Origin of the sequence: Variovorax soli, assembly GCF_031454625.1 — a bacterium.
GTDB lineage: Bacteria > Pseudomonadota > Gammaproteobacteria > Burkholderiales > Burkholderiaceae_C > Variovorax > Variovorax soli_A.
Genome location: NZ_JAVDRF010000008.1, coordinates 121074 through 138617 on the forward strand (window position 1 = coordinate 121074; position 17544 = coordinate 138617).

Here is a 17544-nt window from a genome sequence, read left to right on the forward strand (position 1 = left end):
CTTGAGCGAGTTGCACAAGTTCCTTTTCGACGGCCTGCCCGTGCGCGGCATGATCGTGCGCCTGACCGACGCCTGGCAAGAGATCCTGGCGCGGCGCGCGTCGAACACCGCCACCGGCGCTTATCCCGCATCCGTGGCCGAACTGCTCGGCGAGATGACGGCAGCGGCCACGCTGATGCAGGCGAACATCAAGTTCAACGGCGCGCTGATCCTGCAGATCTTCGGCGACGGACCGGTCAAGGTCGCGGTGGCCGAGGTCAAGCCCGACCTCAGCCTGCGCGCCACCGCCAAGGTGGTGGGCGCGCTCGATCCCAATGCGCATCTTTCCGGGATGGTCAACGCGAGCGGCAAGGGCCGCTGCGCGATCACGCTCGATCCCAAGGACAAGCTCCCGGGCCAGCAGCCCTACCAGGGCGTGGTGCCGCTGGTCGACGCGCACGGGCGCAAGCTCGAGCGGCTCAACCAGGTGCTGCAGCACTACATGCTGCAAAGCGAGCAGCTCGACACCACGTTGGTGCTCGCGGCCGACGACCGGGTGGCAGCCGGCCTGCTGATCCAGCGCCTGCCGGTCAAGGGCGAAGCCAACCTGGAGGGCGCCGGCCGCGGCGCGGGCGACCCGATCAGCGTGGACCAGATCGGCCACAACGAGGACTACAACCGCATCGCCATCCTCGCCTCCAGCCTGACGCGCGAGGAGCTGCTCACGCTGGACGTGGAGACCATCCTGCGACGCCTGTTCTGGGAAGAGAAGCTGCTGCGCTTCGAGCCGCAGACCGGCATGCTGGGCCCGCACTTCGCCTGCACCTGCGGGCGCGAGCGCGTGGCGCAGATGATCCGCGGGCTGGGCCAGGAGGAGGCCGAGTCCATCCTCGTGGAGCGCGGCGACATCGAGGTGGGGTGCGATTTCTGCGGCAAGCAGTACCGCTTCGATGCGGTGGATGCCGCGCAGATCTTCACCGCGCCGGGCGACCAGTTGCCGGCAAGCTCGGTGATGCAATAGCGCGCGTCAGCGCGGACCCGCCGCGAAGCCGCCGAAGCGAATGTCGGGCGCGCTGGTGTTGTGGCGCGAGGGAATGCTCCGGCCGAAGCGAACGTCGGCCGCGTCCAGCGTGCGGATCTCGGGCAGCGGCTTGCGCGCCTCGGCGGCGTCCGGCGTGGCCCGCCATGCCACTTCGCTCATGTCCGCGTTGTCCGGCGCGACATACATCGAGCGCAGCACCGCGAAGCGCGGGCCATGGCCGCGGCCCGGCTTCATGGCCACGTCGAGCGTTGTGCGGGCCTCGCTGATCTCGCGCACCTCGACCTTGGCCTCGCCGCCGTTCGCGAATCGCAGCTTGAAGACCAGCGGCTTTGTCTCGATCGCGATCGATGCGATGCGTGCCATCGGCCTGCCTGCCTGCTCGACCGGGCCCATGACGAAAGAGGAGCCGTACACGCCATCGCCGAAGCGCGGCGCGGGCAGGGGCTTGATGCGCCAGTAGCCGTCGGCGGGGTACATCACGAGGGCCTCCAGCGGCTTGGCGGCGGTCTTGGCAAAGACCTGGATCATGTGGAAGCCGCGATCCGGACGTCCGTCCACGCGGATCGGCACCCGCTCGGGCCGCCAGAAGGAGGGCAGGGTGATGCCCACGATCTGCCATCGCGGGCCGTCGTGCAGCACCGCGCGCCGCTCCTTGAAGCCGTAGCGCGGATCGGTCGGATGCGTGCCGCCGTCGAAGTTGCAGCCCGAGAAATCAGGCGCCGTGCGGTCCTGCTCGATGGTGTCCAGGTAGGCGGGCGGCAGCGCCTCCACGCGGAAGCGGCGGATGGCCTTGCCGCTCAAGTTGAGCGAGACGTTGTCCTCTTCGGCGCAGGCGGTCGCATGGGTCTCGTTGTCGATCGTCGCCTGGGCGGGCGCGGCCCAGGCCGTGGCGGAAGACAGCAGGGCCCACAGCAGGGCGGCGGCGCGGAGTCGGAATGGCTGCATGGCTTGGATGAGTTATGACGAGCGCCTGGCGACGAGATCGCTGAACAACCGGTGCTCGCAGGCAGGATCGGAGCACTTCTCGCAGGCCCATGACCAGCTGCCGGCGCCCTCCGGTGCAGCACGGCGGCCGCCATCGGAATCGGCCGCGGCGTTGATGGCATTCCACGCGTTCGCCAGCTGTTCCCCGCCTTCGCCATGGACGACCGCGAAGCCGAGCTTCGCGTCCATCAGCGCCTGGCGCAGCATGTCGTCCATCGGCGTTGGCGATGCAGGTGCGATGAGCAGGATGAGGGCGCATCCCAGTGCCTGGAGCGTGCCGGCATCGAACGCGCGACCTGGCAGGGGTTCGACCACCAGGCTGGCGGCGATGCCGCGCTGCGCAAGCCGCTGTGCGAGCGCCTCGGCGAGCCTGGCTTTGCCGCTGTCATCGGCGCCGATCAGCGCGATCACGCAGCCGGCCGGCAGGGCTGGGGTCATGGAAATCGTCAGTGCGTGATCTGCACGAACACTTCGTTGGGCTTGACCATGCCGAGCTCCTGGCGCGCGCGCTCCTCGACCATCTCCAGCCCCTGCTTGAGGTCGTTGACTTCGGAGTTGAGCCGATCGTTGGCGATGGCCGCCTTCGCGTTGGCGTCCTTCTGCTCGGCCAGCTTGTCCTTCAGCTGCGCCACGTCGCGCACGCTGCCACGCCCGGTCCACAACTGCCACTGCAGGATCAGCAGCAGCAGGACCAGGATGATCGGAACGATGCGCGAACGCATGGTGCTCCGTCCCGCAGATCAGCGCAGGTTGTAGAAGGCAGCGCGCCCGGGGTAGCTGGCGACGTCGCCGAGGTCCTCCTCGATGCGCAGCAGCTGGTTGTACTTGGCGATGCGGTCCGAGCGCGACAGCGACCCGGTCTTGATCTGGCCGGCATTGGTGCCCACCGCGATGTCGGCGATGGTGGAGTCCTCGGTCTCGCCCGAGCGGTGGCTGATCACCGCGGTGTAGCCGGCACGCTTGGCCATCTCGATGGCGGCGAAGGTCTCGGTCAGGGTGCCGATCTGGTTGATCTTGATGAGGATCGAGTTGGCGATGCCCTTGTCGATGCCTTCCTGCAGGATCTTGGTGTTGGTGACGAACAGGTCGTCGCCCACCAGTTGCACGCGCTTGCCGAGGCGTTCGGTCAGCAGCTTCCAGCCGTCCCAGTCGCCTTCGTGCATGCCGTCCTCGATGCTGATGATGGGGTACTTGTCGACCCAGGTCGCCAGCATGTCGGCCCAGTTGCCGGCCGACAGCGTGAGGTTCTCGCCGGCCAGCACGTAGTGGCCGTCCTTGTAGAACTCGCTGGCGGCGCAGTCCAGGCCCAGCGCGATCTGCGTGCCGGCGACATAGCCGGCCTTGTCGATGGCTTCCAGGATGAGCTGGATCGCGGCCTCGTGGTTCTCGACGCTGGGCGCGAAGCCGCCCTCGTCGCCCACGGCCGTGCTGATGCCGCGGTCGTTCAGGATCTTCTTGAGGGCATGGAAGACCTCGGCGCCGTAGCGCACGGCCTCGCGAAAGCTGGGGGCGCCGACCGGAATGATCATGAATTCCTGCAGGTCCAGGCTGTTGTTGGCGTGCGCGCCGCCGTTGATGACGTTCATCATCGGCACCGGCAGCTGCATGCCGCCCATGCCGCCGAAATAGCGGTACAGCGGAAGGCCCGACTCTTCGGCCGCGGCGCGGGCCACGGCCATGGAGACGGCCAGGGTCGCGTTGGCGCCCAGGCGGCCCTTGTTGTCGCTGCCGTCGAGGTCGTTGAGCGTGCGGTCCAGGAAGGCCTGCTCGCTGGCATCGAGGCCCAGCACGGCCTCGGAAATCTCGGTGTTGATGTTCTCGACGGCCTTGAGCACGCCCTTGCCAAGGTAGCGGCTCTTGTCGCCGTCACGCAGCTCGATCGCCTCGCGCGAACCGGTGGAGGCGCCCGAGGGGACGGCAGCGCGGCCCATGGTGCCCGATTCGAGCAGCACGTCGCATTCGACGGTGGGATTGCCGCGGCTGTCGAGGATCTCGCGGCCGACGATGTCAACGATTGCACTCATTGCTTGTTACCTTCTCTCTTCGAAAATCAGTTTCAGTTCTTGCGCATCAAACCTTCGCCGCCAGGAGGCGGAAAGGAAAGCCGTCAGGCGACGCCTTCGACGACGACCATTCGCATGATGGCAGCTCCGGCACGCGCTTCGCGCGCTTTACCGTATTCGGGCGAGGCATAGAACTTATTCGCGGCCTCCATGCTCGGGAACTTGAGCAGCACGAGGCGCTGCGGGTTCCAGTCGCCCTCGAGCACCTCGACCTTGCCGCCGCGCACGCAGACTTCGGCGCCGTGCGCCTTCATGGCCTCGGAAGACCATTTCTTGTACTCCTCGTACTGCGTCGGATTGGTGACTTCGACGTGGGCGATGATGTAGGCGCTCATCTGGCCTCCACGCGGATCGCTGACGTGTACGCGCTGCTCCCCGAGGGGGCGTTCGCAGCTTGAATCGGCTTTGCGTTGCTCATTGAAAGGCGTTCTCCAGGAATGCGTTTTTCTTGGTGACGGTGTCGAGCGCGAGCAGCGTTTCGAGCAGCGCCTTCATGTGCCGAAGCGGCACGGCGTTCGGTCCGTCGCTCAAGGCATTGGCGGGATCGGGATGCGTTTCCATGAAGAGGCCTGCCACGCCCACTGCGACAGCGGCGCGCGAGAGCACGGGCACCATCTCGCGCTGGCCGCCCGAGCTGGTGCCCTGGCCGCCCGGCAGTTGCACCGAATGCGTGGCATCGAACACCACCGGCGAACCGGTCTCGCGCATGATCGCCAGCGAGCGCATGTCCGACACCAGGTTGTTGTAGCCGAAGCTGGCGCCGCGCTCGCAGGCCATGAAGCTGTCTTCGGGCAGGCCCATTTCCTTGGCGGCAGCGCGCGCCTTGTCGATCACGTTCTTCATGTCGTGCGGCGCGAGGAACTGCCCCTTCTTGATGTTGACCGGCTTGCCCGACTGCGCGGCGGCACGGATGAAGTCGGTCTGCCGGCACAGGAAGGCCGGTGTCTGCAGTACGTCCACCACCAGCGCGGCGGCCGTGATGTCCTCTTCGGTGTGCACGTCGGTCAGCACCGGCAGGCCCAGCTCGCGCTTGACCTTGGCCAGGATCTCCAGGCCCTTGTCACGCCCCGGGCCGCGGAAGCTGGTGCCCGAGGAGCGGTTGGCCTTGTCGAAGCTGCTCTTGAAAATGAAGGGGATGCCGAGCGCGGAGGTGATTTCCTTCAGCGTGCCGGCCGTGTCCATCTGCAGCTGCTCGGACTCCACCACGCAGGGGCCGGCGATCAGGAAGAAGGGCTTGTCCAGCCCGACGTCGAATCCGCAGAGCTTCATGGATTCCCCCGCGCCTGCCGCTTCGTGCGCTGTTTGGCCAGCCAGGGGGCCTTCGCAGCCTGGTGCAATGCGGCGCCGTTCATGCAACCACCTTCAGCGCCTGCTTGTCCGCGCCCTGATGTTCGAGCGCCGCCTTGATGAAGGCGTTGAACAAGGGGTGGCCGCTCCACGGCGTGGACTTGAACTCGGGGTGGAACTGCACGCCGATGAACCAGGGGTGCACGTCCTGCGGCAGTTCGACGATCTCGGTCAGGTGCTCGCGCTGCGTCAAGGCCGAGATCACCAGGCCGGCGCGGCGCAGCTCGTCGAGGTAATTGACATTGGCTTCGTAGCGGTGGCGATGCCGCTCGGTCACCACGTCGCCGTAGATGCTGTGCGCGAGCGTGCCGGGCGCCACGTCGGAACTCTGCGCGCCCAGGCGCATGGTGCCGCCGAGATCGGACTTCTCGTCGCGCAGCTTGATGGTGCCGTCGCGGTCCTTCCATTCGGTGATCAGGGCGATCACGGGGCAACTGGTGTCGGGGTCGAACTCGGTGCTGTTCGCGTTCTTGAGGCCTGCGACATTGCGTGCGTATTCGATGGTCGCGACCTGCATGCCCAGGCAGATGCCCAGGTAAGGGACCTTGGTCTCGCGGGCGAATCGAGCCGCTGCGATCTTGCCTTCCACGCCGCGCTGGCCGAAGCCACCGGGCACCAGGATGGCGTCGTACTTGCCGAGCCGGGCCACGTCCTGCGGCGAGATCGTTTCGGAGTCGATGTACTCGATCTTCACGCGCGCATGGTTCTTCATGCCGGCATGCCGCAGCGCCTCGTTGAGCGACTTGTAGCTGTCGGACAGGTCGACGTACTTGCCGACCATCGCGATGGTCACTTCCTTCTGCGGATGCTCCACCTCGTAGACCAGGTCGTCCCAGCGCTTGAGCTTGGCCGGCGGGGTGTTGATGCGCAGCTTGTCGCAGATCAGTCCGTCCAGGCCCTGCTCGTGCAGCATGCGCGGGACCTTGTAGATGGTGTCCACGTCCCACATCGAGATCACGCCCCACTCGGGCACGTTGGAGAAGAGCGAGATCTTGGCGCGCTCGTCGTCGGGGATGGGCCGGTCGGCGCGGCACAGGAGGGCGTCGGCCTGGATTCCGATCTCGCGCAGTTTCTGTGCCGTGTGCTGGGTGGGCTTGGTCTTGAGCTCGCCGGCCGCCGCGATCCAGGGCACGTAGCTCAGGTGCACGAAGGCCGAGTTGTTGGGGCCCATGCGCAGGCTCATCTGGCGCACGGCCTCGAGGAAGGGCAGGGATTCGATGTCGCCGACGGTGCCGCCGATCTCGACGATCGCCACGTCCACCTCGTGCGGCGTGCCGATGCCAGCGCCGCGTTTGACGTATTCCTGGATCTCGTTGGTGATGTGCGGGATCACCTGGACCGTCTTGCCGAGGTAGTCGCCGCGGCGCTCCTTCTCGAGCACGGTCTTGTAGATCTGACCGGTGGTGAAGTTGTTGGCCTTGCGCATGCGCGTCGTGATGAAGCGCTCGTAGTGGCCGAGATCGAGGTCGGTCTCGGCGCCGTCGTCGGTGACGAAGACTTCGCCGTGCTGGAAGGGCGACATCGTGCCGGGGTCGACATTGATGTAGGGGTCCAGCTTGATGAGGGTGACTTTGAGGCCGCGCGACTCGAGGAGTGCGGCCAGCGATGCGGAGGCAATTCCCTTGCCCAGGGAAGACACCACACCACCGGTGACGAAGACGAATTTGGTCATGCCATTTCCGAACGTGCAGGTCCGGGCAGTGGGAAATTCGAATTATAGGTGCGGCCCTCCGGCGGATCGTCGGCGAGGTCTTTCCTGTGCGGGGCCCCCCGCGCCCCTGAGATGAGGCGACGAACACGCGAAGGGGAAACCGGAGGGTGAGCAACAATACGCGCCTATGCAAGACCTCGCCGGCAAACACATCGTCCTGGGCCTCACCGGCGGCATCGCCTGCTACAAGTCGGCGGAGCTGTGCCGGCTGCTGGTGAAGGCCGGCGCCATCGTTCAGGTGGTGATGACGGAGGCTGCGACCCAGTTCATGACGCCGGTCACGATGCAGGCGCTGTCCGGCCGGCCGGTCTACACCTCGCAGTGGGATGCACGCGAGCCCAACAACATGCCCCACATCAATCTGAGCCGCGAGGCCGACGCGATCGTGCTGGCGCCCGCCAGCGCGGACTTCATCGCGCGGCTGGTGCAGGGGCGCTCCGACGAACTGCTCAGCCTGCTGTGCCTCGCGCGGCCCCTGGACCGCGTGCCGCTGCTGATCGCGCCGGCCATGAACCGCGAAATGTGGGTTCATCCCGCGACCCAGCGCAACCTGCGCCAGGTCGACGCCGACGGCGCCCGCGTGCTGGGCGTCGGCAACGGCTGGCAGGCCTGCGGCGAGACCGGCGACGGACGCATGCTCGAACCCCTGCAGTTGTTCGAGGAGATCGTGGCCCAGTTTCAACCCAAGGTGCTGGCCGGGCAGCAGGTGGTGGTCACGGCCGGGCCGACCTTCGAGGCGCTGGACCCGATCCGCGGCATCACCAACCACTCCTCGGGCAAGATGGGCTTCGCGATCGCGCGGGCCGCGCGCGAGGCGGGCGCCGAGGTCACGCTGGTGGCGGGGCCGGTGCATCTGCCCACGCCGCGCGGCGTCGCCCGCATCGACGTGCAGTCGGCGCGGGAGATGCTGGAGGCCAGCCAGGGGGCCGCGCAGAGCGCGTCGGTGTTCATCGCCACGGCCGCGGTGGCCGACTGGCGGCCGGCCTCGCAGAGCGAGCAGAAGATCAAGAAAGATGGCAGCGGCCAAGTGCCCGTGCTTCACTTCGTCGAGAACCCCGACATCCTGCAGAGCATCGCGCAGGGCGAGCGCGCCAGGGCCGGCAAGCTCTTCTGCGTCGGCTTCGCCGCCGAGAGCGAGAACCTGGTCGCGCATGCCAAGGCCAAGCGCGAGCGAAAGGGGATTCCCTTGCTGGTGGGCAACATCGGCCCGCTCACTTTCGGGCAGGACCACAACAGCCTGCTGCTCGTCGACGCCCATGGCGTGCGCGAGCTGCCGCGCGCGCCCAAGCTGGCGCTGGCACGCGAGCTGGTGACCGAAATCGCGGCGCGGCTCCCGCCCGGGCGTGCGTGATGAATCCGCAATGGAACACGCCGCCCGACGGCGATTTCGCGCGCTACGTCGAGCGCCTCACTGCGCAGGCCGCACAGCCCCGCGGCCAGCCCCAGGAGGGCGAGCATGTGCTCGATGCCGGCATGACGCCGCAGCACGAGGTGCAGCCTGCCCGTCAGCCGCAAAACGACGCACCCCAGGCAGCCGCCCGCGCCGGCCTAGGCCGCAACCTGCTCAAGGGGCTGGGCATCGCCTGGCTGCTGGCCTTGCTGGTGCTGCTGGCGGCCAAGGCATCCCCGAGCATCGTCATCGCCCTGTTCGCCGGCGGCCTGTGGCTGGCCTACAAGCTCAGGCACCTGGTCTTCCCGCCGGGCGTGGAGAGCTGGAAGCAATGGCTCCAACAAGCCGCGGAACGACAACAGCAACTGCAACAGCAACAGCAACGAAAGCGCAACCCGAAGTGAACGTCGACGTCCGAATTCTCGATCCCCGTATGCAGGACCAGCTTCCTGCCTATGCCACCCCCGGCAGTGCCGGCCTCGACCTGCGCGCCTGCCTGGATGCGCCCATCACGCTGGCGCCCAACGCCTGGCAACTGGTGGGCACCGGCATCGCGATCCACCTGGCCGACCCCGGCTATGCGGCGCTGATCCTGCCGCGCTCGGGCCTGGGCCACAAGCACGGCATCGTGCTGGGCAACCTGGTGGGCCTGATCGACAGCGACTACCAGGGCGAACTCAAGATCAGCGCCTGGAACCGCAGCGACACGGCCTTCGTGCTGCAGCCGATGGAGCGGCTGGCACAGCTGGTGATCGTGCCCGTGGTGCAGGCGCAGTTCCGGGTGGTTGCGGAGTTTCCGCCCAGCGAGCGCGGCGAAGGCGGTTACGGCTCGACCGGCAAGCATTGAACGGGCCGTGTAGGCGCAAGCTGGCGTCCCGGGGCTGTGTTGCCCACAGGTAAAGAACGGAACCGGGGATATAGCCTTCGCGTCGAAGCTTTCAACATGTGTTCGCGGTCAGCGCAGCGTCGTGCGATCCGTTAGAGCCCATGGACGGCGGACCGCGCCGACCTGTTTCGAGGAGTACATACCATGAAAATCCCAACTCGCCTTGTTTCCATCACCGCCTCCGTGCTTGCGCTTGCCGCGCTGACCGCATGCGTGGCACCCCAGCCGGTCTACCAGACCTCGCGCTATCCCTATCAGCCCAGCTACCCGGCCGCGCAATCACCGTACGTCGAGTACGGCCGTGTCGCCAACATCGAGGTGATTCGCAGCCAGACCTCCGGCGCCGGCCCGAGCGGCGGCGGTGCCGTGGCTGGTGGCGTCCTTGGCGGCGTGGTGGGCAACCAGTTCGGCCACGGCAGCGGGCGCGCCGCAGCGACGGCGCTGGGCGTGGTCGGCGGCGCCTTGCTGGGCAACAGCATCGAAGCCAATGCGAATGCGCCGCGCGCCTACGAGAGCTACCGCATCTCGATCCAGACCGAAAACGGTGCCTACCGCTCCTTCGACGTGCCGAGCCCTGGCGACCTGCGAATCGGCGACCGCGTGCGCATCGACGGCGGCCAGATCTCCCGCCTTTGAGCGCGCAGGGCACACAAGGAAAAGCCGGGCAAAGCCCGGCTTTTTTTCGCCTGTCGCCGGGCGTTTTTCTCGCCCGTTCAATGCAATGTGCCGCTACCCGGCGTCGTGGGCGATACCTTGAAAAAACCGGTCCCGGCGGTCCCGCGGCCGATTTCCTCCTCGGTCGCCTCGCGTACCGAACGCACGGTCAGATCGAGCCGCAGCGCAATGCCCGCGAGCGGATGGTTGCCGTCGAGCACCAGGTGCTCGGGGTAGATCTCACTCACGGTGTAGATCGTGTCCTTGGGCATGTCGGGATTCACGCCGGCCGGCAATGCGGCGCCGTCGAAGGTCATGCCTTCCTCGATGCCTTCGGGGAACAGGGAGCGGGGCTCGAGGAAGAGCAACTGGTCGTTGAAGTCGCCGAAGGCCTGCTCGGGCTCGAGCTGCAGCTGCACGCGCGCCCCGGGCTCATGGCCGAGCAGCGCGGCCTCGATCGCGTCGAAGAGATCGGCGCCGCCGACCAGGAACTCGACCGGTTCTTCGAGCACGTCCAGCACGTCGCCGAGTGTGTCCTTGAGCGTCCAGGTCAGGCCGACGACGCATTGTTCAGAGATTTCCATACGAGAATTCTCCCATGGAGATTCAACGACCCCAGGCCCTGCTCGGCGGCCTCAGCGCTTCGCAGTTCATGCGGCGCCACTGGCAGAAGAAGCCTTTGCTGGTGCGCCAGGCCATTCCCGGCATGGTGCCATCGATCGGGCGCGAGGAGCTGTTCTCGCTGGCCGCCCGCGAGGAAGTGGAGTCGCGGCTGATCCGTCACGGCAAGAGCGGCTGGGCGCTCAAGCACGGTCCCTTCGCGCGACGGGCGCTGCCTTCGCCGAAGCAAGCGGCCTGGACGCTCCTGGTGCAGGGCGTGGACCTGCACCACCCGGGCGTGCATGCGCTGCTGCAGCAGTTTCGTTTCGTGCCCGATGCGAGGCTGGACGATCTGATGATCAGCTATGCGAGCGACACCGGCGGCGTCGGCCCGCACTTCGACAGCTACGACGTGTTCCTGCTCCAGGCGCACGGGCGGCGGCGCTGGTCCATCGGCAAGCAGCGCGACCTCGGCCTGCAGCCCGATGTGCCGCTCAAGATCCTCGCGCGCTTCGAGCCCGAACAGAGCTTCGTGCTCGAGCCCGGCGACATGCTCTACCTGCCGCCGCGCTATGCGCATGACGGCGTGGCGGAGGGTGGCGATTGCATGACCTATTCGATCGGACTGCGCGCGCCCGCCGCTGCACCGCTGGGTGCCGATCTGCTGGCGCGCATCGCCGAGGCGCAGGCAGAGCGCCTGCAGGACGCGCCGGCCGGGTCCGCTGTTCACTACAAGGACCCTTCGCAGCCCGCCGTGCCGGCGCCGGCCGAGATGCCGTCCGCATTGCAGGACTTCGCGCGCAAGGCGGTGCTGGCGGCCCTGCGCGACCCCGATGCAATTGACCGCGCTCTCGGCGAATCGATGACCGAGCCCAAGCCCACCGTGTGGTTCGAGCAGGGCGAGCTGCCGGCCACATGGGGCAGCGTCTCCCTCGACCGCCGCACGCGCATGCTCTATGACGCGCGCCATCTGTACATCAACGGCGAAAGCTTCCGCGCCTCCGGCCGCGATGCCCGTCTCATGCGCCGCCTGGCGGACCAGCGCGCACTCGGGCCGCGGGATCTCGCGGCGGCGAGCGAGGATGCGCGTGCATTGCTGGAAGACTGGTGCGAAGCGGGGTGGCTGCATGCCGAATGAAATACCCGCCGGCGACGCATTGCCCGAAGGCGCCTTCGATGGCCGCCGCGCCTTCGAGGCGCATCTGCATGCCGCCCTGGCCGCCGCCGCGCGCGAGAACTGGCGTGAAATCGTGTTGGCGGACCCGGCCTTCATCGACTGGCCGCTGGGCGAACGCGCCGTCGCCGAGGCCTTGCAGGCCTGGTCCGCGGCCGGCCGCAGCTTCGTGATGCTGGCGCGGCGCTTCGACGTTTTCGAGCGCGAGCACGCGCGCTTCGTGACGTGGCGGCGCATGTGGAGCCACATCGTCGATTGCCGCGCCTGCGATGGACCCGGCCTGCCGCAGGTGCCCAGCGGCATCTGGACGCCCGACTGGTACCTGGCGCGCGTCGACGTGGAACGCGTGCGCGGCGTGTGCGGCCGCGATCCCGAGCGCCGGCGGGCGTTGCGCGAGCGCCTGGACGAGTGCTTGCGCCATGCGAAAGCCGCATTTCCGGCAACGACATTGGGCTTGTAAGCCAATGCCGCGAATCGCGGCGCAATGGGCTTGCTGGTCAGGGTAGAGGTCTAGAATTTTTTTCTTCGAGACCTTCATCCAAAGGAGCCCTGTAATGAGAAAGTCCGTCCTGCTCGCCTCGTTGATCGCTGCGGCCGCACTTGCCGCCTGCGGCAAGAAAGAGGAGTCCGCGCCGGCCGTCGTGACCCCGCCGCCCGCCGCCGTCACGCCGGCTCCAGCTCCTGCCCCTGCACCCGACACCTCGGCAGCGACGCCCGCACCTTCGCCCGGCGCGTCTTCCGCGCTCGACGCCGCAAATGCCGCCACCGATGCAGCCAAGAAGAAGGAAGAGGCGCCCAAGCAGTGATGCCGCGCCCAGCTTCCGCAAGAGGCCGCCCCGAGGGCGGCTTTTTTTTATGCCCGCAAGTCCAGCCAGGCTGAGCCGTCCGAAGCGTTGGCCGTCAGCATCTCGTGCGCGCTCGCACCGAGGGCCTCGGCCATCGCGCTGCGCACGAGCTCCGGTCGGTTGTTCTGCTCGCTGAGGTGAGCGCCCAGCACATGGCGCAGGCCGTCATGGTGCAGCGCACGCACGATCGCAGCGGCAGCGGCGTTCGAGAGATGCCCGTAGTTGCCGCCCACGCGCAGCTTGAGAAAAGGCGGATAGGCCGAGCGCGCCAGCATGTCGCTGTCGTGGTTGAACTCGAGCAGCAGCGCATCGAGCCCCGACAGCCGTGACAGCACATGCGGCGTCGCATGACCGAGGTCGGTCAGGATGCCGAGGTGGCGTGCGCCGTCGCTGCAGCGCAGCTGCAGCGGCTCGCGCGCATCGTGCGGCACCGTGAAGGGCTGGATCAGGATGTCGCCGACCTCGATGTCGATGCCGTCCCGCGCAAGCCGCAGGCCTCCCTCGAAGTCGTGCCCACCGGCAGCCAGCCAGGTGCCCTCGCTCATCCACACCGGGATGCGCTCGCGCCTGGACAGTGCACGGGCGCAGCCGATGTGGTCGCCGTGCTCGTGCGTGACGAATATCGCGTCGATGTCGGAGGCCGCGAGGCCGGCGCGCGCCAGCCGCGCATCGAGGTGCTTGAGCCCGAAGCCGCAGTCGATCAGGAGCCTCGAACGGCGTCCGCCGCTGCTGGCTTCGACCAGCGTGGCGTTGCCGGTGCTGCCGCTGCCCAGGCTGCGGAATCGCAGCATGCGGGGCTCGGCTTACTTGAGGTCGTCGGCGATGACCTGCACGATGCGCTGGGCATTGGCCGACGTCTCCGCCGCGCCGCTGTCGTTCTGCACCGACACCGTGCTCGTCTCGCCCTGGCCCTTGACCAGGATGCGGAACTTGAGCGGCGCCTCGGTCTTGCCCGAGCCGCTGAACATCTTGGCGAAGAAGCCGGGCTCCTTCTTGTCCGGGTTCGGCGGCACGTAGCGCACGAAGTACACGCCGGCGGCGCGGTCGCGGTCCTCGACGGTGAAGCCGGTGCGATCCAGTGCGAGGCCGACGCGGCGCCACGCGCGGTCGAAGCTCTCGTTGATCTGCACCACCGGCTGGCCGCCGACATTGGAAACGCGTGCGGTTTGGGCGGGCGCGCTGGCTTGCGCGATGAGCTTCGACTGCTCCTGCGAAACGCCCAGCTTCACCATGAGGCGGCGCAGGAACTCGGTCTCGAGCTCGGGGTCGCTGGGGCGCGGCTGCCAGACGGTCTGGTCCTGGCGCGTGTTGGTGTAGACCTCCTGCATGCCGCGGTGGCTCACGAAGATCTCGGTGCTGCCGTTGGCGCCGCGTTCGATGCGGGTGCGGAAGCGGTCCAGCTCACCGGTGGAGTAGATCGCGTCGACCAGCTTGCCCAGCGTGCCGCGGATCACGTCCTGCGGCAGCTTGGCGCGGTTCTCGGCCCAGTCGGTTTCCATGATGCCGAGGTTGCGCTGCTCGGTGGTCAGCAGGAAGCCGCTCTCCTGCCAGAAGTCCTTGATCGGGTCCCACAACTGCTCCGGCGAACGGTTGACCACGATCCAACGTTGCGTGCCTGAGCGCTCCATGCGCACGTCCCCGAGATTGGCAACCGCCGTCGGGACGCCGGGCGCGTTCGCGACGCCGGCCTGGTAGGCATTGGCCGAGACCGCGTTGCCGGGCACCGCATAGCGGTTCTCGCGCGACAGCTGCGTGAGGTCGGGCGGCACTTCGAGCGTCGGGGCCTTGCCGGCGCTCTTGTAGTCGATCTTGTCGCTCTCGAGGACCGAGCAGGCGGCGAGGCTGGCGACCAGCGCCAGCATTGCGAATCGCGAAAGGGTTTTCACTCGTCTTCTTCCTAAGGTGGAATGTTTAGCGCTGTGTCAGAGCGGCCGGCCCCGCAAAAGGTTGCCGGGCTTCGTGTACCGCAGGTAAAGATGGAATCAGTTCTTGAGCAGGCCGCTGGCGCGCAGCGCGGATTCGACCACCGGCCGGCCGTCTTCGGCGAGCTCGGTGAGCGGCAGCCGCAGCGCACCGCCGCACAGGCCGAGCCGTGCCATGGCCCACTTCACCGGAATGGGATTCGGCTCGACGAACAGATGGCGGTGCAGCGGCATCAGCTCGAATTGGATCTGCATCGCGCGCTTCGCATCGCCGGCGATGGCCGCCATGCACAACTCGTGCATCTTGCGCGGCGCGACGTTGGCCGTGACGCTGATGTTGCCCTGGCCGCCGCAGAGCATCAGCGCGACGGCGGTCGGATCGTCGCCCGAGTACACGGCGAAGTGCCTGGGGACTTCCTTGATGAGCCACTGGGCGCGCTCGATGTTGCCGGTGGCTTCCTTGATGCCGACGATGCCCGGCACCTGCGCCAGGCGCAGCACGGTGTCGTGCGCCATATCGGCGACCGTGCGGCCGGGCACGTTGTACAGCACGATGGGCAGGTCGCCCACCGCCTCGGCGATGGCCTTGAAGTGCCGGTACTGGCCTTCCTGCGTCGGCTTGTTGTAGTAGGGCACCACCTGCAACTGCGAATCGGCGCCCACGTCCTTGGCGAACCGGGCGAGCTCGATGGCCTCTTTCGTCGAGTTCGCGCCGCAGCCGGCCATCACGGGCACGCGGCCCCGGGACTGCTCGACCGAAACCCGGATGATTTCGCAATGCTCCTCGACGTTCACCGTCGGCGATTCGCCGGTGGTGCCGACGACGCCCACGCAGTCGGTGCCTTCGTCGATGTGCCAGTCGATCAGCCGGCGCAAGGCGGGGTAGTCGACGCTGCCGTCTTCGTGCATCGGCGTGACGAGCGCGACGATGCTGCCTGTCAGTTGCTCCAAGGGGATCTCTTTGTCGGTTGCGGAAAGGCAGTCATTCTACTGACTGGCCCGGCGGGGCTTTTCAGAGGGGGTAGCGCGTGGGTTTGTCGGGGGACCCGTTCCGCGGCTCGCGCACCGCGGCGATCCGCTGCACGAAGCGGTCCGGGCTGGCCAGGAAACCGTCCTCGTAGGCCACCACCCGCAGCCCGGCGCAGGCCCTCAGCAATTCGCCCGGCTGCAGCAGGAAGTCGGGGCGAGACGGCTTGCCGACGCTCTCGTTGCCGGCCGCGAAGGTCTCGTAGAGCAGCACGCCGCCGGGGGCCACGGCCGCAAGAATGTCGGGCAGTCGCGCGCGCCACAGGTAGTTGGTCACCACGACCGCGCCGAAGGCCTGGCCCGCAAACGGCCACGGGCCGTCCTCGATGTCGCCCAGCAGGGCCTGCCCGAAGCGGGCGGCAGAGGCGATCGCCTCCGGCGCGCGATCGACGCCCGTGACCGCATGCCCGCGCTGCGCGAACCATGCCATGTGCCGGCCCGCACCGCAGGCCACGTCGAGCACGGTGGCACCCGGGGCGAGCAGGTGCGACCAGCGCACGACCCAGGGGGAGGGCGGCAGATCGTGATTCAGAAGCAGGCCCAGAGCTGGTCCACGAGCGTCACGAGGAACGCGGGACGCGTGTAGAGGCCGAAGACGCCCAGCAGCGCCAGCGCCGCAGCGGCCAGCCAGCCGGCGTGCACGAGGTGGTGGCGGGTGCCCGGGCGCATGGCGGTTCAGGCCGGCTGGGCGGACGGCCGGCGCGCGATCGCGCCTTCCTTGACTGGCAGGTTGACCAGCGCCGCGAACACGCCGAGCGCGATCGCGATGTACCACACGATGTCGTAGCTGCCGGTGCTGTCGTAGAGGTAGCCCCCCAGCCAGACGCCGAGGAAGGAGCCCACCTGGTGGCTCAGGAACACGAAGCCCCCCAGCATCGACAGGTGCGCCACGCCGAAGATCTGGGCCACGATGCCGCTGGTCAGCGGCACGGTCGAGAGCCAGAGAAAGCCCATCACGCTCGCGAACACATACACCGTGAGCGGCGAGATCGGCACCAGCAGGAACAGCGCGATCGCCGCTGCGCGCCCGAGATAGATGGCCGCCAGCAGCTTGCGCTTGGCCAGCCGGGCGCCGAGCGTGCCCGCGATGTACGTGCCGAAGACATTGAACAGCCCGACCAGCGCCAGCGCATAGCTGGCCACTTCGGGCGAGAGCCCCCGGTCGCGCAGGTAGCTCGGCAGGTGAACGCCGATGAACACCACCTGGAAGCCGCAGACGAAATAGCCCGCCGTCAGCAGCACGAAGCTGGGGTAGCGCAGAGCCTCGCGCGTTGCCTGCGCGATGGTCTGGTCGCGGTGGGCCAAGGGGCTCGCGCCGTGCCGCGGCTCGCGCAGGCCGAAGGCGAGCGGCACGATCATCAGCACCATCGCGGCAAGCACCAGCAGTGCGGTCTGCCAGCCGAGGCCGCCGATCAGGCGCCCCTCCACCGGCACCATCAGGAACTGGCCGAAGGAGCCGGCGGCGGCGGCCACGCCCATGGCCCACGATCGCCGCTCCACGGAGATCTGCCGCCCGATCACGCCGTAGATCACCGCGTAGGTCGTGCCGGCCTGGGCCGCGCCGATCAGCACGCCGGCGGTCAGCGCGAACATGAGCGGCGTGGGCGACAGCGCCATGCCGGCCAATCCGAGCGCATAGAGCACCGCGCCTGCCACCAGCACGCGGAAGGCGCCCAGCTTGTCGGCCAGCATGCCGGCGAAGACCCCGATCACGCCCCAGGAGAGGTTCTGGATGGCGATCGCCAGCGAGAAGCTCTGGCGCGACCAGCCCTGCGCCTGCGTGATCGGCTGCAGCCACAGGCCGAAGCCGTGGCGGATGCCCATCGAGAGCGTGACGATCATGGCGCCGCAGAACAGGACCTGTCTGAGCGAAAGCGGCTGGGGCGTGGCATGCATCCGGCGACTGTATCGAAAAGCCGGG

At 67.9% G+C, this 17544-nt stretch carries 22 protein-coding genes; 8 read left to right on the top strand and 14 right to left on the bottom strand.

All coding sequences use genetic code 11. The features are described from left to right. The first annotated feature begins 1 nt into the window (after position 1). Entirely contained in the window at positions 2-1000 is a 999-nt protein-coding gene (hslO, locus tag J2739_RS18545) for an Hsp33 family molecular chaperone HslO (RefSeq protein ID WP_309904264.1), read from the top strand. Positions 1001-1006: 6 nt separating this feature from the next. Here hslO and J2739_RS18550 read toward each other — a convergent pair whose 3' ends face one another. The 7 genes from J2739_RS18550 to J2739_RS18580 form a co-directional block, all read right to left on the bottom strand. Then, positions 1007-1966, bottom strand: a complete 960-nt coding sequence (locus J2739_RS18550) for a hypothetical protein (RefSeq protein WP_309904266.1) — start codon at positions 1964-1966, stop codon at positions 1007-1009. A gap of 12 nt (positions 1967-1978) precedes the next feature. After that, positions 1979-2416 carry a hypothetical protein gene (locus J2739_RS18555; RefSeq protein WP_309904268.1) on the bottom strand — a complete coding sequence of 146 codons (438 nt, stop codon included), beginning with the start codon at positions 2414-2416 and terminating at the stop codon, positions 1979-1981. A 35-nt stretch (positions 2417-2451) separates the two neighbouring features. Further along, positions 2452-2727: a cell division protein FtsB gene (gene ftsB / locus J2739_RS18560; RefSeq protein ID WP_309904270.1), complete on the bottom strand. Its 276-nt coding sequence runs from the start codon at positions 2725-2727 to the stop codon at positions 2452-2454. 18 nt (positions 2728-2745) lie between these two features. Further along, positions 2746-4029, bottom strand: a complete 1284-nt coding sequence (gene eno / locus J2739_RS18565) for a phosphopyruvate hydratase (protein WP_309904271.1) — start codon at positions 4027-4029, stop codon at positions 2746-2748. A gap of 83 nt (positions 4030-4112) precedes the next feature. Beyond that, a complete protein-coding gene (locus J2739_RS18570) occupies positions 4113-4403 on the bottom strand; it encodes a DUF1330 domain-containing protein (protein WP_309904273.1) in 291 nt (96 codons plus the stop codon). 79 nt (positions 4404-4482) lie between these two features. Further along, on the bottom strand, positions 4483-5337 hold the full coding sequence (kdsA, locus tag J2739_RS18575; protein ID WP_309904275.1) for a 3-deoxy-8-phosphooctulonate synthase: 855 nt from the start codon (positions 5335-5337) through the stop codon (positions 4483-4485). 79 nt (positions 5338-5416) lie between these two features. After that, positions 5417-7087, bottom strand: a complete 1671-nt coding sequence (locus J2739_RS18580) for a CTP synthase (RefSeq protein ID WP_309904278.1) — start codon at positions 7085-7087, stop codon at positions 5417-5419. A 166-nt stretch (positions 7088-7253) separates the two neighbouring features. On the opposite strand from J2739_RS18580, the gene coaBC reads away from it, so the two are divergent. The 4 genes from coaBC (at position 7254) to J2739_RS18600 (ending at position 10038) form a co-directional block, all read left to right on the top strand. Beyond that, positions 7254-8477 carry a bifunctional phosphopantothenoylcysteine decarboxylase/phosphopantothenate--cysteine ligase CoaBC gene (gene coaBC / locus J2739_RS18585; protein WP_309904280.1) on the top strand — a complete coding sequence of 408 codons (1224 nt, stop codon included), beginning with the start codon at positions 7254-7256 and terminating at the stop codon, positions 8475-8477. Continuing rightward, complete coding sequence (locus J2739_RS18590; RefSeq protein WP_309904282.1) at positions 8477-8920, top strand: hypothetical protein; 444 nt, start codon at positions 8477-8479, stop codon at positions 8918-8920. Before coaBC ends, J2739_RS18590 begins: the two co-directional genes overlap by 1 nt. Continuing rightward, positions 8917-9363, top strand: a complete 447-nt coding sequence (gene dut, locus J2739_RS18595; protein WP_106554307.1) for a dUTP diphosphatase — start codon at positions 8917-8919, stop codon at positions 9361-9363. Before J2739_RS18590 ends, dut begins: the two co-directional genes overlap by 4 nt. Before the next feature lie 183 nt (positions 9364-9546). Beyond that, entirely contained in the window at positions 9547-10038 is a 492-nt protein-coding gene (locus tag J2739_RS18600) for an outer membrane lipoprotein (protein WP_309904284.1), read from the top strand. Positions 10039-10115: 77 nt separating this feature from the next. Here the strand turns inward: J2739_RS18600 and J2739_RS18605 are convergent, their stop codons facing one another. After that, complete coding sequence (locus J2739_RS18605) at positions 10116-10640, bottom strand: FKBP-type peptidyl-prolyl cis-trans isomerase (protein WP_309904286.1); 525 nt, start codon at positions 10638-10640, stop codon at positions 10116-10118. Positions 10641-10654: 14 nt separating this feature from the next. On the opposite strand from J2739_RS18605, the gene J2739_RS18610 reads away from it, so the two are divergent. The 3 genes from J2739_RS18610 (at position 10655) to J2739_RS18620 (ending at position 12636) form a co-directional block, all read left to right on the top strand. Next, on the top strand, positions 10655-11794 hold the full coding sequence (locus tag J2739_RS18610) for a JmjC domain-containing protein (protein WP_309904288.1): 1140 nt from the start codon (positions 10655-10657) through the stop codon (positions 11792-11794). Next, positions 11784-12290: a hypothetical protein gene (locus tag J2739_RS18615; protein ID WP_309904290.1), complete on the top strand. Its 507-nt coding sequence runs from the start codon at positions 11784-11786 to the stop codon at positions 12288-12290. Before J2739_RS18610 ends, J2739_RS18615 begins: the two co-directional genes overlap by 11 nt. 94 nt (positions 12291-12384) lie before the next feature. Further along, entirely contained in the window at positions 12385-12636 is a 252-nt protein-coding gene (locus J2739_RS18620; protein WP_309904292.1) for a hypothetical protein, read from the top strand. A gap of 47 nt (positions 12637-12683) precedes the next feature. Here the strand turns inward: J2739_RS18620 and J2739_RS18625 are convergent, their stop codons facing one another. From J2739_RS18625 to J2739_RS18650, 6 genes are all read right to left on the bottom strand, one after another. Then, positions 12684-13466 carry an MBL fold metallo-hydrolase gene (locus tag J2739_RS18625; protein WP_309904294.1) on the bottom strand — a complete coding sequence of 261 codons (783 nt, stop codon included), beginning with the start codon at positions 13464-13466 and terminating at the stop codon, positions 12684-12686. Positions 13467-13478: 12 nt separating this feature from the next. Beyond that, positions 13479-14537, bottom strand: a complete 1059-nt coding sequence (gene bamC / locus J2739_RS18630) for an outer membrane protein assembly factor BamC (RefSeq protein ID WP_309904461.1) — start codon at positions 14535-14537, stop codon at positions 13479-13481. A 120-nt stretch (positions 14538-14657) separates the two neighbouring features. Further along, entirely contained in the window at positions 14658-15554 is an 897-nt protein-coding gene (gene dapA, locus J2739_RS18635; RefSeq protein WP_405053911.1) for a 4-hydroxy-tetrahydrodipicolinate synthase, read from the bottom strand. A 55-nt stretch (positions 15555-15609) separates the two neighbouring features. Further along, the gene (locus J2739_RS18640; protein ID WP_309904463.1) at positions 15610-16143 is read right to left on the bottom strand and encodes a class I SAM-dependent methyltransferase; all 534 of its coding nucleotides are present in this window, start codon (positions 16141-16143) and stop codon (positions 15610-15612) included. Between the two features lie 8 nt (positions 16144-16151). Beyond that, positions 16152-16292 carry a hypothetical protein gene (locus J2739_RS18645; RefSeq protein ID WP_309904311.1) on the bottom strand — a complete coding sequence of 47 codons (141 nt, stop codon included), beginning with the start codon at positions 16290-16292 and terminating at the stop codon, positions 16152-16154. A 6-nt stretch (positions 16293-16298) separates the two neighbouring features. Further along, the gene (locus tag J2739_RS18650; protein WP_309904313.1) at positions 16299-17519 is read right to left on the bottom strand and encodes an MFS transporter; all 1221 of its coding nucleotides are present in this window, start codon (positions 17517-17519) and stop codon (positions 16299-16301) included. Positions 17520-17544: the final 25 nt, after the last annotated feature.

Excerpts from the sequence above, each read along its gene's own strand:
- J2739_RS18590 (WP_309904282.1), top strand. The coding sequence starts at position 8,477 with ATGAATCCGCAATGGAACACGCCGCCCGACGGCGATTTCGCGCGCTAC.
- J2739_RS18605 (WP_309904286.1), bottom strand. The coding sequence starts at position 10,640 with ATGGAAATCTCTGAACAATGCGTCGTCGGCCTGACCTGGACGCTCAAG.
- J2739_RS18650 (WP_309904313.1), bottom strand. The coding sequence starts at position 17,519 with ATGCATGCCACGCCCCAGCCGCTTTCGCTCAGACAGGTCCTGTTCTGC.
- J2739_RS18610 (WP_309904288.1), top strand. The coding sequence starts at position 10,655 with ATGGAGATTCAACGACCCCAGGCCCTGCTCGGCGGCCTCAGCGCTTCG.
- J2739_RS18600 (WP_309904284.1), top strand. The coding sequence starts at position 9,547 with ATGAAAATCCCAACTCGCCTTGTTTCCATCACCGCCTCCGTGCTTGCG.
- bamC (WP_309904461.1), bottom strand. The coding sequence starts at position 14,537 with ATGCTGGCGCTGGTCGCCAGCCTCGCCGCCTGCTCGGTCCTCGAGAGC.
- ftsB (WP_309904270.1), bottom strand. The coding sequence starts at position 2,727 with ATGCGTTCGCGCATCGTTCCGATCATCCTGGTCCTGCTGCTGCTGATC.
- kdsA (WP_309904275.1), bottom strand. The coding sequence starts at position 5,337 with ATGAAGCTCTGCGGATTCGACGTCGGGCTGGACAAGCCCTTCTTCCTG.
- coaBC (WP_309904280.1), top strand. The coding sequence starts at position 7,254 with ATGCAAGACCTCGCCGGCAAACACATCGTCCTGGGCCTCACCGGCGGC.
- J2739_RS18570 (WP_309904273.1), bottom strand. The coding sequence starts at position 4,403 with ATGAGCGCCTACATCATCGCCCACGTCGAAGTCACCAATCCGACGCAG.
- J2739_RS18625 (WP_309904294.1), bottom strand. The coding sequence starts at position 13,466 with ATGCTGCGATTCCGCAGCCTGGGCAGCGGCAGCACCGGCAACGCCACG.
- eno (WP_309904271.1), bottom strand. The coding sequence starts at position 4,029 with ATGAGTGCAATCGTTGACATCGTCGGCCGCGAGATCCTCGACAGCCGC.
- J2739_RS18620 (WP_309904292.1), top strand. The coding sequence starts at position 12,385 with ATGAGAAAGTCCGTCCTGCTCGCCTCGTTGATCGCTGCGGCCGCACTT.
- J2739_RS18580 (WP_309904278.1), bottom strand. The coding sequence starts at position 7,087 with ATGACCAAATTCGTCTTCGTCACCGGTGGTGTGGTGTCTTCCCTGGGC.
- J2739_RS18645 (WP_309904311.1), bottom strand. The coding sequence starts at position 16,292 with ATGCGCCCGGGCACCCGCCACCACCTCGTGCACGCCGGCTGGCTGGCC.
- J2739_RS18615 (WP_309904290.1), top strand. The coding sequence starts at position 11,784 with ATGCCGAATGAAATACCCGCCGGCGACGCATTGCCCGAAGGCGCCTTC.
- J2739_RS18550 (WP_309904266.1), bottom strand. The coding sequence starts at position 1,966 with ATGCAGCCATTCCGACTCCGCGCCGCCGCCCTGCTGTGGGCCCTGCTG.